Genomic DNA, 15,288 nt, shown 5'->3' with positions numbered 1-15,288 from the left:
TTTATGGGGAGATTTGGAGCGAATAAGTGCGCGGCTTGAAAAATTAGGCATTAATAATGGCTGAGATACTGGCTTGACTATATTGTCAAAAGGAGAGATCTTTAAGAACCGCTGCACCATGCGTGTCTACGCCCTTAGAGGGATATAGCGCCTACGAGAGATGCTCTTTGTCACTCTTTTGAATAGGACGAACATGGATCTTTACTTTAGAGAGAATAGCGCCGATTCTCTCTAGGGTCGCTAAGGAAGCTATAAACGCGGTATTTGTCACAATGCCCGTATGACGATAGTAGTCTATTACGAATGTCCTCCATGTCGCTCGGTCTGAAAACTCTTCAAATTGGGCTAAGACCAGTGGCGTTACAGACTGGACATCAATGTCATTAATTGCAGCTTCGGCAATCTCTTGGACAGACTTAAGAGAAGTGCTTTGTTGAAAGCGAATATGGTGTGTACTGCCCATAATGTTAGTATCTTTTGAGATAGGTGAACTAGCGATATAGTAAGAACCGTGCAACTCTTTGCGAATTACATAACCAATCACGTCACCAATGAGCGCAGAAAGCCGTAGAAATAATACCTGTTCTTCATTATCCAGATCATTAACATCCACATATACGCCCACGCTCACATCACGGAATTCTTTTGCAGCTCGCTTAACCTGTAAAAGAATCTCAGGATTCGTTGTTTCATTAATAAAACTTTGTGGTACTGAATCATTATTAACCCACGGCTCGGCGACAAGCGTTCGGAGCTGCTCGTTAAATTTTACTTTATCTTGAAGAGTGAAGATTACTTTTTCTTCAGTCTCACATTCAAGAAGCATTTGTGGCACAAAAGAAATATCAACCAGCTCAGATTTTGCAAGAAAATGCTTATATGCATCTGCAATCTGTTGACTATAGAAGGTTGCATTTAGGAAGATAATGCGCTCAAAAGTGTCGCCACTAATATGACCAATAAAGCCGGGGTGTATGTTGAGCGACTCCAAGTACGCATGGAATGAGCGCGTAACAAGATGTTCGTATATATGAGCTACGTCCCAAGACGCGCCAGAATATTCCTTATGATGAATGTAGGTATGTAACATAGATAATTTCATTATACCCTAGAGGTTGGCCTTTACGCATGAGCCGACAGGCTCAGTTCAGCGGCTGCCGCCACCCTTCTTCTTGCGGTTCTTGCTCGAACCGCCGTGGGAGGTGCTCCGCGGTGCGGGGCCGAAGATGGCGTTCGTGATGGACTGGCCGAAGCCGGGTCCTCCGCCATTGCCGCGCTGCGGCCTCGGGGCCTGGTTGCGCTGCTGCTGGCCAGATTGGCCGGTCCCGTCGTGGTGCGTCCTGCTGGTCTGCCGCTTGCTGTTGCGGCCATTACCACCGGGCATGTGATTCCCTCCGAGAACTCGAATGCGTTGACCTGACAATTGTCAGACTAGTAATACCATAACAGTATGTAACGTATGTGTCAACTATATATTTAGAGTTAGCGCCAGTAAATCCGTAGTTGACGCACGAGTGACAAGTTCTTGCCACCTTTTCGTGTTATACGAGCAGAAGAAAGCGCGAGAGTAGTTAAGCTATCTAGGCGTCAGCAAGCCTTTTCAAATGTCCTGCTGTATTCGCGGAACGTAGTTATAATACCTACCCTCCCGCATGTGGTGTCATATATGAATCGAGATGTAGCTTTGAAATCTATCATTAACAACCTATTCCAAGCTATTTATGGGCCAGATTGGCAGGTCTCTGTTTGTGTCCACTCTATTTCTCTTACCTCCGGGGAATCGAACACTAAAGAGCAGATGTAGTGAAAAAAGGAAAAGTTCCAACAATAAATATTGGAACTTTTCCTCTCTGTAAAAACTATAATAATATCATGGTGATCTCACCGGGAATCGAACCCGGATTGCCAGGATGAAAACCTGGTGTCCTAACCGTTAGACGATGAGACCTTAACTTGGCCAATTGTACCAAAAAACCGCCTCTGTATCAAGAGGCTATTAGACAAAAAGCATCTTTATTGACTTTTACGCTAATTTATGATATATTTAGGCTATAGCTTGTGTATTTATATACAAGAAAGGCTATCCCTTTTCCGAGACTGACCGCTCCAAACCCTTCCCAGGCGTCAGCCTATAGCTCATAACCACCTCCGCATTCTAAACGGGGGTGGTTTTTGTTATACTGAATATAGTTATGAGTAGTAAACCCAAGAAAAAACGCAACAAAGTCTACCGTGGCAGTGATGCTAGCGTCACGCGGCCAACCGTTACGCGCCTTAGTGCGGCAAATCGTAATGTACTTAGTCAGTGGTGGTTTGAGAAAAAACGTATCGCTAAGCCCGTTCTTATCGCCGTAGCTGTAGGACTCGTTGTTATCTGGCTACTTTTTGAGCTCATCCGTATCATCAGCGGGAGCGGTGCTTAATTTCTTAATAGGCAAACGGAATCCAAACGTACTTCCCTCACTCTCAGTTGATTCAAATACCATACTGCCGCCATGAGCAACAATTACTTTTTTAGCCAGGAAAAGTCCTACGCCCGTTCCATCGGGGCGCTGGCGACGCGCATTTGCCGCGCGGAAGAACTTGGTAAATATATGAACTTGTTCCGCCTCGGGAACTCCGATACCTGTATCGTGAACTTTCAAAACAGCCTCTGAATCCTCAATCTCTAGAGTAACTGTGATTGTAGAGTCTTCTTTTGAATAATAGATCGAGTTATCAATAAAATTCATAACCACCTGTCGAATCTTGCTTTCATCGATATAGAGTATAGGAAAGTGTGATGGCATACGGTAACGAAGCTTCAAGGCATGCGCTCCGGCTGTTGACTGCAAACTATCAACCTCTTGACCAACTATTTTTGCAAGATTTAGTGCGCGACTTTCCAGCATAAATTTACCCGTCTGCAGACGTGATACGTTTAAGAAATCATTGATTAAATGTACCATTCGTTCGCTACTTGTGAAAGCTTCACCCAAAAGCTTTTTTTGTGTATCGCTAATCTTGCCCGCATCTCCCTCAAGAACCATGCTTAAGTAGCCTTTAACACTCGTTAGCGGCGTGCGAAGTTGATGCGAGGCCATACTGACGAATTCGTCTTTGGCTTCGTCAAGGCGTCGTAATTCTGTGTTAGTACGTCTTAACTGTGATGTTGCCTCATTAACTTTTGCCTGTAGCGTAACGTTAAATGATTGAATCTCCTCAAATCTGAGTGTGTTTTGTATTCCCAAGGCTAATTCATCGGTGGTAATACGTATTAGCTCAATATCTTGATGCGTATACGGTTTACCGTTGTTTTTTAAACCAAATAGTACATATCCGATAAAATCACCATGGGTTTCAAGACGAGCAGCAACTGCACAACTAGAATTATGCATACTTTTAAAGACTTTCTGACGCTCTCGATCCCCGTATATTTCATCTTGTATGAATAATCTCTCAGAATGTTTTGATAATGACCCGTAAAGCTCTTCTTGGTTTAGCCCCTTATCTTGACCATCTATCATAATGCGTGGCTTAGTGTCTTCTTGACTAGTCGGAGCTAACAGAATCGCAATGTATTGCGATTTAATAGCTGATCTTAATATCTCCCCTGCATTTTGACTTAAATCCTTAATATCAACCGTACTCACTAATGTGCTGCTGAATCGATCAATCACCTCTTGTGATTTATATGAATCCTGATAGAAAATGGTGCGAGTAATCCTGTCAAAGAAAGACTTCAGAGGAGAAAACGTTAGAGCTAATAAAAGTGCAATAAATAGATATAAAGCCTTTTGTAGAAAATCATGCTGACCTTCCAGCGCGGTGTTGATTAAACCAAAAGCTAACAAGGAATAGAGTGCTGCAATTGTAACAAGTGAAAATGAATATGTTAGTGCCCTTACAGCGATTAGTCGTATATCGAAGAGCTGGTGGCGAATTATTGCATAACTGAAAATGGCAACCATCAGAAAAAGAGCAAAAGGACTCAGCACCTGGGCTAGTGGTTCTTCAGAAAGAAAAATTGCCGCTAAAGAGATGATGATCAAAGCTTGCAAGACACCTGCTATAAGAATATTATTCGCCTGCTTCCTTGCAGGATTGGAACTAACTTTAGGTGATTTGTTGCCTTTGAACATATAAAATATCGACACGAGAATGTAGGCAGCAGCAACTCCAAAAATGGGGAAATATAATGGACCGTCACGCAATGTGATTCCATCGATTGAGGCGGTACCACTCTGTACCGCCAGTGAGCTCTGTATGGTCACTAGCGCCAAAATTGCAGGTAGAATGAAATGAATCTTTTTCCTAGCTTTTAGACCTGCATGCTCAATAGCAAAGAAATAGAAATAGATTGCGAAGAAAGGCGCTACAGCCACAGATAATCGCAGCAATAAAGTCGTACTGACTACGAAGTTATCAGAAAAGAGTTGGGTGCAAAATTGGAAAGTAAGCCAAAGACTAAGCAAAACTGAAAATATAGCAAAATAGCGGTACTCTGGTTCACGTCGTCTAGAATAGACGAGGAAGGATATTATAATGATTCCAAGGATAGCTGACAAATAGAGAGTATAATAAATTACATTAAACTGCATCGAAAGTATTACGTTTAAGCATTAACAATATTATAGAGGTTTTTCGCAAAAATGTCTTTCCCTAAATTTCCCGAATTTCGCAAGCTTACTGTGAAGGACAAACATGCCTATCTCCATTATTATTCTCAGCTTAACGAGCCTTATTCGGATTTCAGTTTTGACAATCTGATAATATGGCTCGATTACCATAATGATCTAGAGGCCAGCGACCTAAACAATAATCTTGTTATCAGATTCACCAACATACTCGATGACGACGCTACTTGCTATTCACTTGTGGGAAGCTCTAATATCTCAACAGCCGCAGATAGTCTTCTAGATTTCCTAACAACGCACACAGATTGTGTGAAATTATCATATGTTCCCGAAGAAATAATTGACACTATCCGACAACTCAATCGCGTCGACATTAGAATTGAGGAAGATATTGATAATAAAGATTATGTGTACAACACTACTGATCTAGCAGGCATGCAAGGCAAGCACTATAGAAACTTACGAGAAAGAGTTATTAAATTTGCAAGCGGAAAAAGTATTCATACAAAACTATTCAATTGCACCGATCCTCTAGATAGAGCAATCATTGACTCTGCTATTCTAATATGGTCGAAAAAGAACATGGCCCACAGCAATGATCCGGCGAAAGTCGAGTTAAATGCAATCAATAAACACCTCGATCTTGCCCAGCACTTTGATATTCGTGCATATGGTATTTATGTGGAGAATGAACTTGCATGTATTACTATCGTTCATGCTCCACCGCATAAAGGATGGTTAATCGGAAATCACCTGAAATACGACACCGACTATCCAGGGGCTTTTGGCTTCACCGTGCATCACCTTGCTATTGTTGCTCAATCAGAAGGTATTCAGTGGCTAAATTGTGAACAAGATCTAGGTAAAGATGGTCTTAAGTTTATTAAGACTATTCTTAGGCCTGCTAAGTTTTTGCAACGCTACACTGTATGGTTAGAATCAGCCGTCAAGGACCAGTAGTCAAGCAACAGTGATTCTATTGCGATTTCTTCACATAATCGCATCTTAAGAGTCTCTTTCGACCCACTATGCTGCTAAGTCTAAGTCGTCATGCGATGATTCTTGACTCTGAGCTTGAGGCTTAAGATACCAGTAGTCAAGCGTTGCTAGTTTTACGATATCCTGAGATAGCTTCACCCCATTTGGCTCAGCAGCCGAGTATGCGCCAATCATACGAGGAATATACCCACTGGACATATTTGTAGACTCAAACATCACTAAGGTTCTTCCTCCGTTTTGCTTCAGTAAGCGAGCATACTGCGCAATAACGGCTTCAGAGAGATGCGCCATCTTATCTTCGCTGCTCTTGCCTGCAATACCGTAGTAAAACTGAATACGATCATTTTCAGGATCTAGTTTTGCCCGCATCTGCTCTTTAAAAGAATCAGTAGCCCATCCTACCTGACTTAGCCCATCGTCCATGATAATACCTTGAATGTTTGGGACTTTTTTATTCTCCTCATTTTCCTCAAAACTAGCAAATGAATGAGTGTGATCATTTGAGAGAATGTAGTTAAAATAAGCTTCAGTTTCCTGCATTGAAACCGGATGATACTTTCCTAGCCAATCAAATCTATCCTCGTGAAGATGCCAAAGATCGTCACGAAGTTTCCTATCTTCACGTAAGTCTTGAGCCTCAATTAATTTAACGGGCCCTCCGCCAGTTGTTTCGTGTTCTTGGTTGTATGCCTCAAGCAAAGTTCTATCTCTTCGCAACGGAATGAGGTTGCCCTCATCGTCGCGCGCCTCCATGTAGGCCACGTAAAAGGAGACGTTGGCCTTCTGGCGTTCTCCTTTGAGCCGTGGATCAAGAAATTCATAGACACCACCCTCAGGGTTTATCTCGGCAACCTTTGCTTGCATCTCAGCTGTGCGATTAGATGATGTTTCGACAATTACCGCCGCATTACCATCAAGACGCGCGAGTTGAGATGAGATATCTATCTCCTGTTCGTTAATTACTTCAAAAGGCAAACTAAGCACAAAAATATCTTCACTCTCGGTCATTCGCTGACTGGCTTCTGGATTGTAACCGCCGACACTTTCGAGGGGAGTAAATAAGGGTACTCGTCGATCACCCAGCTCGACATAGATAGTTCTTGAATTCGCTTGTGCTGCCTCATAATCCTCCGGGGTTGGAAGACATGTCTTACGCGCTACATCCGGTTGTGATTCCTCGCATAATGTTCGGTACTCGTCATAACCCAGAAATGGCTTTGATTCATATTCATTACTTAGGCCTGGAGCTGCTTCTATGTTACTCATCTCACAAATCTCACTTCTGGCTTCTCGAAACCATTAAAATTTGAACCATAGACAGAAGTATAAGCACCCGCAGAACCTATATAGATCTTGTCTCCTGTGTTCATTTCTGAGGGCAGCGAATAGTCCGTACCGATAGTGTCGTATGCATCACAAGTAGGCCCGGTAAGAACAAAATCCTTTTTATACCCCCTAGGATTTTTCTCGGTAAACGTAGGATATTTCCATGATCTCATCTCGAGTGGCTCCATAATGCCCTGGAAAACTCCCATATCAAGATGAAGCCAGTCTGTTCCGCTGCGGTGTTCACGAGCAATAATTTCAGTCACAATAACACTCGACTCTGCTACAAGAAACCTACCTGGCTCTGCTACGACTTCAATTCCTGCGGGGATATATTTCTTAATCGCCTTGTTAATAAGGCGGCAGATCACTGAAATTGACGGAATAGGTTGTCCATAATCCGCAGGAAAACCACCGCCAATATCCAGGAATTCCATCTTACAGCCCATTTCCTGGAGTCGGGTGATGAGTTCTCCTGTAATTTCAAATGCACGATCCCATACCTGAGGGTTTTCGGATTGCGATCCGACATGAAACGCGAGTCCGCACACTTTTAATCCCATACTCTCTGCAAACGATGCGTATTCTGTAACGTGAGCAGGTAGTAGTCCGGTTTTTTTCGAGAGCGGAAATTTACTTCCGTAGTCAGATACTTGAACTCGAATATAGACATTCGAACCCGGAGCAAGCCGGCTCAGCTTCTTGATCTCGTCGGTGCTATCCAGTGCATAATAGCGTAGCCCATCTTTATATGTTTTTTCTATGTGACTCGGTATTTTTACGGGGTTACTAAAAAGGACTCGTTTAGGCGAGACCTTCTTCTTACGTAACAATTCCCATTCTCCTAGTGAAGCAATGTCGTATCCTTCAACGATAGGGTTTAGTCGTTCTATGATCTTAGGGTCGGAGTTACTCTTAACGGCATAGTATATTTTTACATTATTGAGCAGACTTTTTAGTCGTTTTGCGCTGTCTTCTACAATACTAAGATCCGTTAATATATACGGAGTTGGTACTTCACCTTGATCTTTAATTTTTTTTAGCCAATTTTTTCTTGTGTTTTCAGTCATTTTGGTTTATCCATATTAAAATAGTCTAAAATTAATCTTAACTATCCATATATTAATACATAATGTGATATTAGCAACTTTAATCTATTTGCTAGAAATTTGCAAAGATTGTATCATTGAACTATATGACAAGAATAGCAATCATCGAAGACGATCCAGTAATTAGCCAGATGTACCGTATGAAGTTTGAGGCGGACGGTTTCGAAGTACAGCTTGCCGATAATGGCGAGCGTGGGGTTGCCTTAGTTGAAGAATTTCAGCCCGACCTTATCCTGCTTGATATGAAAATGCCCCACATGGATGGTGCCGAAGCATTAGCCGAAATGCGTGCTCATGACTGGGGTAAAGATATCCCAGTTATCATCCTGACAAACCTAGGTGAAGAAGAAGCTCCAAAGAGCCTAAAAAATCTTTCCATTCACAGCTACATCGTCAAAGCAGATCTAACTCCACGCCAGGTTGTTGGACGAGTCAAAGAAGCCCTCGGACTTTCTTAGTTTTTAGTACTAGCCACTGTTTGCGCTGCTTGAATAACGTGATCAAAAAGTGCCGCGATTGTGAGCGGGCCTACGCCACCTTTTTCGGGTGTAATTTTTAGATCATCGCGGTCTCTTAGGCTTGGGTCAACATCACCGACGATGACGCCGTTTTCGCTGGCGGTGCCTGCATCAACAACCGTTGCGCCAATTGCCACCATGTCGCTTTTAATAAGATTAGGCACGCCCGTAGCACTGACGATGACATCGCTTTGACGAAGTACGCCTGGAATGTCAGCATGGGTACTATCAAGAACCGTTACGTCATGGCCGCTGTCGCGCCACATTTTCGCAAGGGGAGCTCCGACTAAACGCCCATTACCGACTATGGCTATTTTTTTACCGGTTAATTCAACTGCATATCCGGCCAAAAGCCAACTAACCGCACCCGCTGTTGCGCTTTCGAAACCAGCATTTTTGCCAAGTCCATCAACATCTTTTTCGGGTGCAATCTGATCAACGATTTCGTCAGTTTTGCTAATATCCTTCAATGGCAGCTGCACGATAATCCCGTGAACCATGGGATCGGCGTTGAGGCGCTGAAGCGCGCTTATCATTTCAGATTCATCTATTGTTTCAACGACAGTTTCAATTAGAATATCTTCGGCGTAGCGCTGTTTCATGCGCACATACGTGTCAATAACCGCTGTGGCAGACGTACTTTTAATAACCACGAGGCGTGGAAATACCTTGGACGCTTGTCTCAAAGCGCGCACCTGTTTTGCTTGGCGCTCTTTGATATATCCGACTAGTTCGGTTCCGTCTAATATTTTTGGCATTACACCTTATTGTACCAGAGGTAGGACATAAACAAAAAGAACCGCGTTCAAAATCTGTTTACGTCTTTCTTTCTACGAATACTTCCGTTAGATGATCCAAAAATCCAACCAACTCAGGACTCCACGTAGAAGGAGCACGAGCGAGTACGTCCCGTGCTTGCCCTGCCAAGGCTTTGGCTTTTTGATTTGCGTATTCTAGCGCACGAGTGTCTGCAAGAATTTGCTGGCATTTCTTTAGATCTTCGTCATTAACGTGTGCGTTCCCTAGCATAGCCAGCAATTGTTGCCGCTGGACACTACCAGCCATCTGCAATGCCTTGGTCATAAGAACAGTGATCTTTCCCTCTTTAAGATCATCGAGCGATGATTTGCCGGTCGCAGCAGAATCACCAAATATCCCAATGATATCATCCGTAATCTGAAACCCTATTCCAGCATACGTACCATACTCGCGAAGGATCATAAGGTCTTCTTTAGTTGCGCCCGCAAGGATTCCGCCCATTTCCAGTGGATTAACGACCGTGTAGTATGCGGTTTTATATTTTGCCGTCCACAGCGCGTCGTCTTCGGTAACTTCTGGCAGAGTTTCGTTTAAGATATCACGAAGCTGCCCATGACCAGTTCGAACCAGGTTACTGTGGAGATTTCTTAACACAGCGAGCTTCGTTTCCGCAGAAATACCAAGGTCGTCGATTATGAGTTCGGCTAAATACCCCCCAATTAGCGCGGCTTGCGCTGCCATCGATTCACCAAAATGAGCATCGTCACTTTTTAAATGATTTTTATGATGATATTCCTGCATAATTTTATGCGCCGATGGTCCGCCCCTACGCATATCGGAACGATCAGCAATGTCGTCGATTATGAGTACGTACGCATGAATCATTTCAATCGCTCGCGCCGCCTGGATGATCATGGTGCGGTCCGTACCACCCATCATTTCATAGCTTGCGATTGTCAAAGCTCCCCGAAGGCGCTTGCCACCACGACCAAGAATGGCCACGAAAGATTCGAGCGTTTCGCGCGAGTATGCACCATACTCATCTTCGGTATTATCCAAAAGTACTTTAGAATATTCGGCAATGTCTTTATCAATTAAGTCTTTATACGTTTTCAGCCGTTCGTCGTGGGTCATGATATCTATCTTACTACTATTTAGAGGTGTACGATCGTGAAATGCCAATTGACCCACCCATGAAAAACCAGCTATTATGCTTATTCTATCTTATTATTTTATTGTTTTTGCCCGAACGAGCTCGCCGTCTTTGCCAAAGACTTTCCATTCACCTGTTTTTTTGCCCCTGGAATCATAGTTACCAATGTCATAAAGATTACCATTCGGGTGATACCTTTTCCATAGCCTTATTTGTTTGCCTGCTTTAAAGTTACCCTCTTGCAATAAATTGCCATTTTCACGAAACCATTTCCATGGACCTTCGAATTCACCCTCTTCAAATCTACCTTCGGCTTTCAGCTGTCCATTTAACAGATAATGCCTGGCGAGGCCATGCTTTTTACCTGCCTTGTATTCGATGATACTTTCTAATTTGCCGTCTTTAAAGAAGTTTTTCCAAACACCAGTTTTTTCACCGTGCTCATTAAGCTGATTTTCTTCCACCGTTTATTTTCCTTTCTTAAGATGATCAATAGTGCGTTCAAATAAGAATAGGCTGACATCGTCTTTTGTCTGACCCTCATGGTGAAACGGCGTTTTCAGAACTTGGATCAAAAGCAAAACGTACAGCATGATAAACGTAATTGCTCCCGTTAGCATCATACCGCCAACAAAAGGCTCGATTTCAGTAAACATCAAAAGCGCAACTGCCAGAAATACGATTGACCAGGCCAAGATCGTTGCCGATGGCACAAAGGTAATTCGCTGAATATAGTTAACGCGAAACAGATGACGAACCAGTTGCGACTGTTGCTGCTTTAGCTTGACAATAAAGTTGGCGGGCACACCTGCTTTCTCCATACTGGCACTTAGGCGGCTCAGTTCGTGAAGCTCTTTTTTAGCCCTATCACTTCTGCTATTGCGAAGATCGGCCGCGAAACTTCTTGCTACTTTTTCAAGCTGTTTTTGGTAGCCCTTTAGATCAAATTTAGGGTAATTTTCATGGATTGAAATCACGTCTTCATGCATATTCTCGATAGCAGATGCTGCTTCTGCTGGAATACGTTCTGCTTCCTTATAGTCGGCAATCGTCGCAGACAGCAAAAAACCAATTACAAATATCACGCCGGACACGGCACTACCGTGAAGCGACCCCAAAACAATAATTTCCAGGTGTAATTGATGGAGGATGTATTTAAATACAATTAAAAGCCCGGTAACGGCAAGGGCTGTAATAAAAATTCGGTAGTAAGATAGTTTCATATCTATTAAGTATAGCAAGCTAGGGTTTTAGTAGAAAGAAAAAGAGTTGTGTTGTTTGTATTAATAAATTGTTTATGGTAAATTTATATGGATGTATAAACATAGGTATTCGAAAGCATGATTTGCCCAAGAATATATATGTAATTGGAACGACCCTTCGGGGTTGTTTTTTTATACATCAAAATATTAATCCAAAGGAGGAAAAGTGATAGACAATTATAGGGGCGTAGAAGACAGCGAAGCATTTAGTGAAGTTATTAATAAACTACGTAGCTTTTGCCTGAACAAAGGGTTTTGTGAAGTCAGCACGCAGGATAGACTGAGCATCCTGGCTGCGTGTGAAGACCCAGACACGGTCGCTACCTATAACTACATGGGCGAAGTCTGGCCGCTGCCTCAAACCGGCCAAATGTGGCTAGAATACGAGCTGCTCACCAAACCCAACCTGCCTGGAGTATTTTGTGTCAGCACAAGTTACCGCAACGAACAAAACCCTGTTCCTGGCCGTCATAAACTGATCTTTCCGATGTTCGAATTCGAACTAAAAGGGACAATTGATGATCTGCGAACATTCGAAACTGAGCTACTTGAATATCTTGGCTTCGGCGATAGCAGTTCATATTTCTACAAAAAATATGATGAACTAAAAGAATTCTATAAAACATCCGAACTAACCCATGCGCATGAAGGTAAAATGCAAAAAGATTTTGGGCCGGTTATGTTCTGTACGGACTTCCCCACCTACACTTCGCCATTTTGGAATATGAAAAAGAATGGCGACAATCATGCACATAAAATTGATGTTATCTTATATGGTCACGAGACAATCGGTAGCGCCGAACGTAGTTCGAACGTGAAAGAAATGCAAGAGAGTTTTTACACCATAAGCGACGGTGGATACGCAAAAAAACTATTTGATCTATTCGGCAAAGACCGGGTCGAGAAAGAACTGAATGATTTCCTTAAACTCAACTTCTTCCCTAGGGTCGGTGGTGGTATCGGCGTCACAAGAATAATTGACGCGGTTAAGAAACTGCAGGGGTAACCAAACAAAACCCACCCAGGTACGCCCGGGCTTGATCAGGAAAATTAGTAAATATCCCGTCAACGCCCAGGTCGCACATGCGCGTTACTTCGCTTTCGTCATTAATCGTATAGACAAATACTTCAAGGTGTCGCCTGTGAGCATCGTCAACCAATTCTGCCGTCACGAATTCTGCGCTTAGATTTGCAGAAAAAGAACCAAGACGCTGAGCATATTCAGAATATCCAAGTAATATACCTTCTGTTAATGCCCCCGTTTTGATTAATGGCATTAGTGCCGCGAATTCCGCTAGTTCAACGTGGTTAAAAGAAGATATGATAAATAGATCGTCAGTCCAACCTTTTTCATCTTTATATATTTTAATCAACGAGGCGACACTTTTTGCCGTTGCTCGGCCTTTTAGTTCGATATTGACAGGCACTTTTTTATCAATGAGGTCAAGAACCTCACTGAGCAATGGAACTATTTCGCCATGGCCCGCATCTAATTCACGCAGCTCAGAAAAAGTATAGTCCATCACATACCCTGCGCCATTTGTGGTCCTGTCGACTTTGTTGTCGTGCATAACCACTAGCTCACCCGTTGATAGAACATACACGTCAAGTTCTATCATGTCTACATTTAATTCTAAGGCTCTTTTAAATGAAATTAAAGTATTTTCCGGTTCATGTCCAGCCGCACCGCGATGGCCAATTATTTTCATAAGAATCCCCGTTTAAGTCAAGTCCATAATACCATAACCAGAATGCACGTCAAGTCTATTTCTTTCAAAGAAAAGATACCACCGGCCGCAACAGAGAGGCCGGTGGTATCAAAAGTGACTGAAATTAACTTACAGAGAATTCCAGAAACCACATTTGTGGTCAGTAGCTAAAGTCGCAATTGGACGGGTATTACCCGGTTGAAGAGATTGGACCTTATCCGAATTACTCATATAGGCAGGCCAGTAAGGCAAGTTATAGCCATTCGGATTACCCTTATCAGCAAAAGTACTCCAGTAATCAATTATCTGGTCAGAAAGTTTTCCCTGAGCTGGCGTAAAGTAGCCTGAACTAACTGCATTAGCCGCCCGAAATAGGTAAGGCGTTTCAGCCGCATGAACCGGACCACGTAGACCTACCCATAGATAGTCTGGGGCATTTTGGTCGTTAAACTCATAGCCATAGGTTGGCACATGTGCTGAAAGTAATTGGTCGGTTGCTCGCGCAGGACAAGAATAGTTTGCATCCGTGACGACTCTTGCAAGTGCATCACCTGGCGTTGGATAATCGCCCACTGGATACTTAGAAAGTATCTGCGGCTGCGCTGTAGCACCAAACATAGATTGAATCAGCTGAGGATACTGAGCTACCGTAACAGGAGAATTCTCAAAGCCTATAGCAACATGCCATCCATATTCGTCATGTGTCGTTCCCTGCATGACTGGCATTTTGTTAAGTTTTCCGGAATTAACGGCGTCTGTAAATTGCTGCGGTATGATCACTCCGTCAACATTAGGTGCCCAGGTGCCAATAGAATTGCCCCCTGCGTTTAGAATTTCTGTCGTTGATTTAGAACGAAGACATGTCAACTGGGTTGCAGCATTAGCACATCCCGCTTGAGCGGCAATGTTCATACCCTGACCTTCAGATGTTGCAAGCGTTTTTACGTTTCGTACGCATGGGCTACTTTCGATAACAGCACGCTGGAACAGCCCCTTGGCCATTGGTGAGATAAGATGCGAACAGATGCTCCGGCCACCTGCTGATATACCAAATGCCGTGACGTTTTTGGCATCTCCATCAAAGTTTGCGATATTATTTTTCACCCATTTTAATGCAGCGACTTGATCAAGAAGCCCTAGGTTACCAGATGTTCCCATAGAACTTTCTGATGTGAGCGTAGGGAGTGCCAAAAAGCCGAACGGACCCATACGGTAATTGACCGTTACGACGATAGCCCCACTTTTTGCAGCCATCACGTCCCCTTCGTGATCACTACCAGCACCGTTTTGAAAACCGCCACCGTGAATAAATACCATGACAGGCGTGTTTTTGTGGGTTTTTTGCGGCGTGTAGACATTGAGATATAGACAATCCTCATTCGTACTGCCATTTCGGCTAGGAATACCTACTTTTGCCGGAAGTGGCAACGCGGCACATGGACTTTTAAATTCAGTTGTATTCTTAACACCATTCCACGAAGCAACCTTCGCGGGAGACTTCCATCGTAGTTCGCCTACTGGGGAAGCCGCGAAAGGAACTCCCAGAAAAGATCGTCCCTGACTGGTCGTTTTGCCACGAATATTACCGTCATTAGTATGGACAACCGGCTCATTGCCATGCGCACTGACTGGTTTCACAGGAATCATCATTGCCATGGCTGTTATCGCCACAAGCATTATGCCTAAACCGATATGCTTAACTCTTAATTTATACTTCATCCACCCTCCTTTTTTACTGATAGATCCATGATAAACGCTACCTTTATGGTTGTCTACCGTCGAAATAAATAGTATTTATGGCGCAGTATATGGTTGTCGGCCAAACAAAAAAACACCG

At 43.2% G+C, this 15,288-nt stretch carries 15 protein-coding genes and 1 tRNA gene; 4 read left to right on the top strand and 12 right to left on the bottom strand.

Annotated features, from left to right (window positions below; all coding sequences use genetic code 11):
• Positions 1–151: 151 nt before the first annotated feature.
• The 3 genes from VK497_02230 to VK497_02220 form a co-directional block, all read right to left on the bottom strand.
• Positions 152–1,090, bottom strand: a complete 939-nt coding sequence (locus tag VK497_02230) for a hypothetical protein (protein HMI09192.1) — start codon at positions 1,088–1,090, stop codon at positions 152–154.
• A gap of 32 nt (positions 1,091–1,122) precedes the next feature.
• Positions 1,123–1,269, bottom strand: coding sequence for a hypothetical protein (locus VK497_02225; GenBank protein HMI09191.1), 147 nt, complete (start codon positions 1,267–1,269; stop codon positions 1,123–1,125).
• Positions 1,270–1,873: 604 nt separating this feature from the next.
• A tRNA-Glu gene (locus tag VK497_02220) sits at positions 1,874–1,948 on the bottom strand.
• A gap of 244 nt (positions 1,949–2,192) precedes the next feature.
• On the opposite strand from VK497_02220, the gene VK497_02215 reads away from it, so the two are divergent.
• Entirely contained in the window at positions 2,193–2,423 is a 231-nt protein-coding gene (locus VK497_02215; GenBank protein ID HMI09190.1) for a hypothetical protein, read from the top strand.
• On the opposite strand, the gene VK497_02210 is transcribed toward VK497_02215, so the two are convergent.
• Positions 2,379–4,580, bottom strand: coding sequence for an ATP-binding protein (locus tag VK497_02210; protein HMI09189.1), 2,202 nt, complete (start codon positions 4,578–4,580; stop codon positions 2,379–2,381). The two genes, VK497_02215 and VK497_02210, sit on opposite strands and share 45 nt — an antisense overlap.
• A 51-nt stretch (positions 4,581–4,631) precedes the next feature.
• Here VK497_02210 and VK497_02205 point away from each other — a divergent pair, with 51 nt between their 5' ends.
• Complete coding sequence (locus tag VK497_02205) at positions 4,632–5,576, top strand: phosphatidylglycerol lysyltransferase domain-containing protein (GenBank protein ID HMI09188.1); 945 nt, start codon at positions 4,632–4,634, stop codon at positions 5,574–5,576.
• A 66-nt stretch (positions 5,577–5,642) separates the two neighbouring features.
• On the opposite strand, the gene VK497_02200 is transcribed toward VK497_02205, so the two are convergent.
• Positions 5,643–6,881 (bottom strand): hypothetical protein, encoded by a 1,239-nt coding sequence (locus VK497_02200; GenBank protein ID HMI09187.1) that lies wholly within the window; start codon positions 6,879–6,881, stop codon positions 5,643–5,645.
• Positions 6,878–8,011, bottom strand: coding sequence for a type III PLP-dependent enzyme (locus VK497_02195; GenBank protein ID HMI09186.1), 1,134 nt, complete (start codon positions 8,009–8,011; stop codon positions 6,878–6,880). Before VK497_02195 ends, VK497_02200 begins: the two co-directional genes overlap by 4 nt.
• A 125-nt stretch (positions 8,012–8,136) precedes the next feature.
• Here VK497_02195 and VK497_02190 point away from each other — a divergent pair, with 125 nt between their 5' ends.
• Entirely contained in the window at positions 8,137–8,508 is a 372-nt protein-coding gene (locus VK497_02190) for a response regulator (protein HMI09185.1), read from the top strand.
• On the opposite strand, the gene VK497_02185 is transcribed toward VK497_02190, so the two are convergent.
• From VK497_02185 to VK497_02170, 4 genes are all read right to left on the bottom strand, one after another.
• On the bottom strand, positions 8,505–9,326 hold the full coding sequence (locus VK497_02185; protein HMI09184.1) for a bifunctional 5,10-methylenetetrahydrofolate dehydrogenase/5,10-methenyltetrahydrofolate cyclohydrolase: 822 nt from the start codon (positions 9,324–9,326) through the stop codon (positions 8,505–8,507). The genes VK497_02190 and VK497_02185 overlap by 4 nt on opposite strands.
• A gap of 58 nt (positions 9,327–9,384) precedes the next feature.
• Positions 9,385–10,461 carry a polyprenyl synthetase family protein gene (locus VK497_02180; protein HMI09183.1) on the bottom strand — a complete coding sequence of 359 codons (1,077 nt, stop codon included), beginning with the start codon at positions 10,459–10,461 and terminating at the stop codon, positions 9,385–9,387.
• A 93-nt stretch (positions 10,462–10,554) separates the two neighbouring features.
• Positions 10,555–10,944: a hypothetical protein gene (locus VK497_02175; protein ID HMI09182.1), complete on the bottom strand. Its 390-nt coding sequence runs from the start codon at positions 10,942–10,944 to the stop codon at positions 10,555–10,557.
• A gap of 3 nt (positions 10,945–10,947) precedes the next feature.
• The gene (locus tag VK497_02170; GenBank protein HMI09181.1) at positions 10,948–11,703 is read right to left on the bottom strand and encodes a hypothetical protein; all 756 of its coding nucleotides are present in this window, start codon (positions 11,701–11,703) and stop codon (positions 10,948–10,950) included.
• Positions 11,704–11,908: 205 nt separating this feature from the next.
• Here VK497_02170 and VK497_02165 point away from each other — a divergent pair, with 205 nt between their 5' ends.
• Positions 11,909–12,748, top strand: a complete 840-nt coding sequence (locus VK497_02165; GenBank protein ID HMI09180.1) for an amino acid--tRNA ligase-related protein — start codon at positions 11,909–11,911, stop codon at positions 12,746–12,748.
• Here the strand turns inward: VK497_02165 and VK497_02160 are convergent.
• Entirely contained in the window at positions 12,729–13,451 is a 723-nt protein-coding gene (locus tag VK497_02160; GenBank protein ID HMI09179.1) for a glycerophosphodiester phosphodiesterase family protein, read from the bottom strand. The two genes, VK497_02165 and VK497_02160, sit on opposite strands and share 20 nt — an antisense overlap.
• 129 nt (positions 13,452–13,580) lie before the next feature.
• The gene (locus VK497_02155) at positions 13,581–15,170 is read right to left on the bottom strand and encodes a carboxylesterase family protein (GenBank protein ID HMI09178.1); all 1,590 of its coding nucleotides are present in this window, start codon (positions 15,168–15,170) and stop codon (positions 13,581–13,583) included.
• Positions 15,171–15,288: the final 118 nt, after the last annotated feature.

The sequence above is a fragment of the Candidatus Saccharimonadales bacterium genome (assembly GCA_035317825.1).
Classification (GTDB): domain Bacteria; phylum Patescibacteriota; class Saccharimonadia; order Saccharimonadales; family Saccharimonadaceae; genus DATHGB01.
Note: the sequence above shows the minus strand (reverse complement) of the source record. Positions and strands in the feature narration are given on the sequence as shown.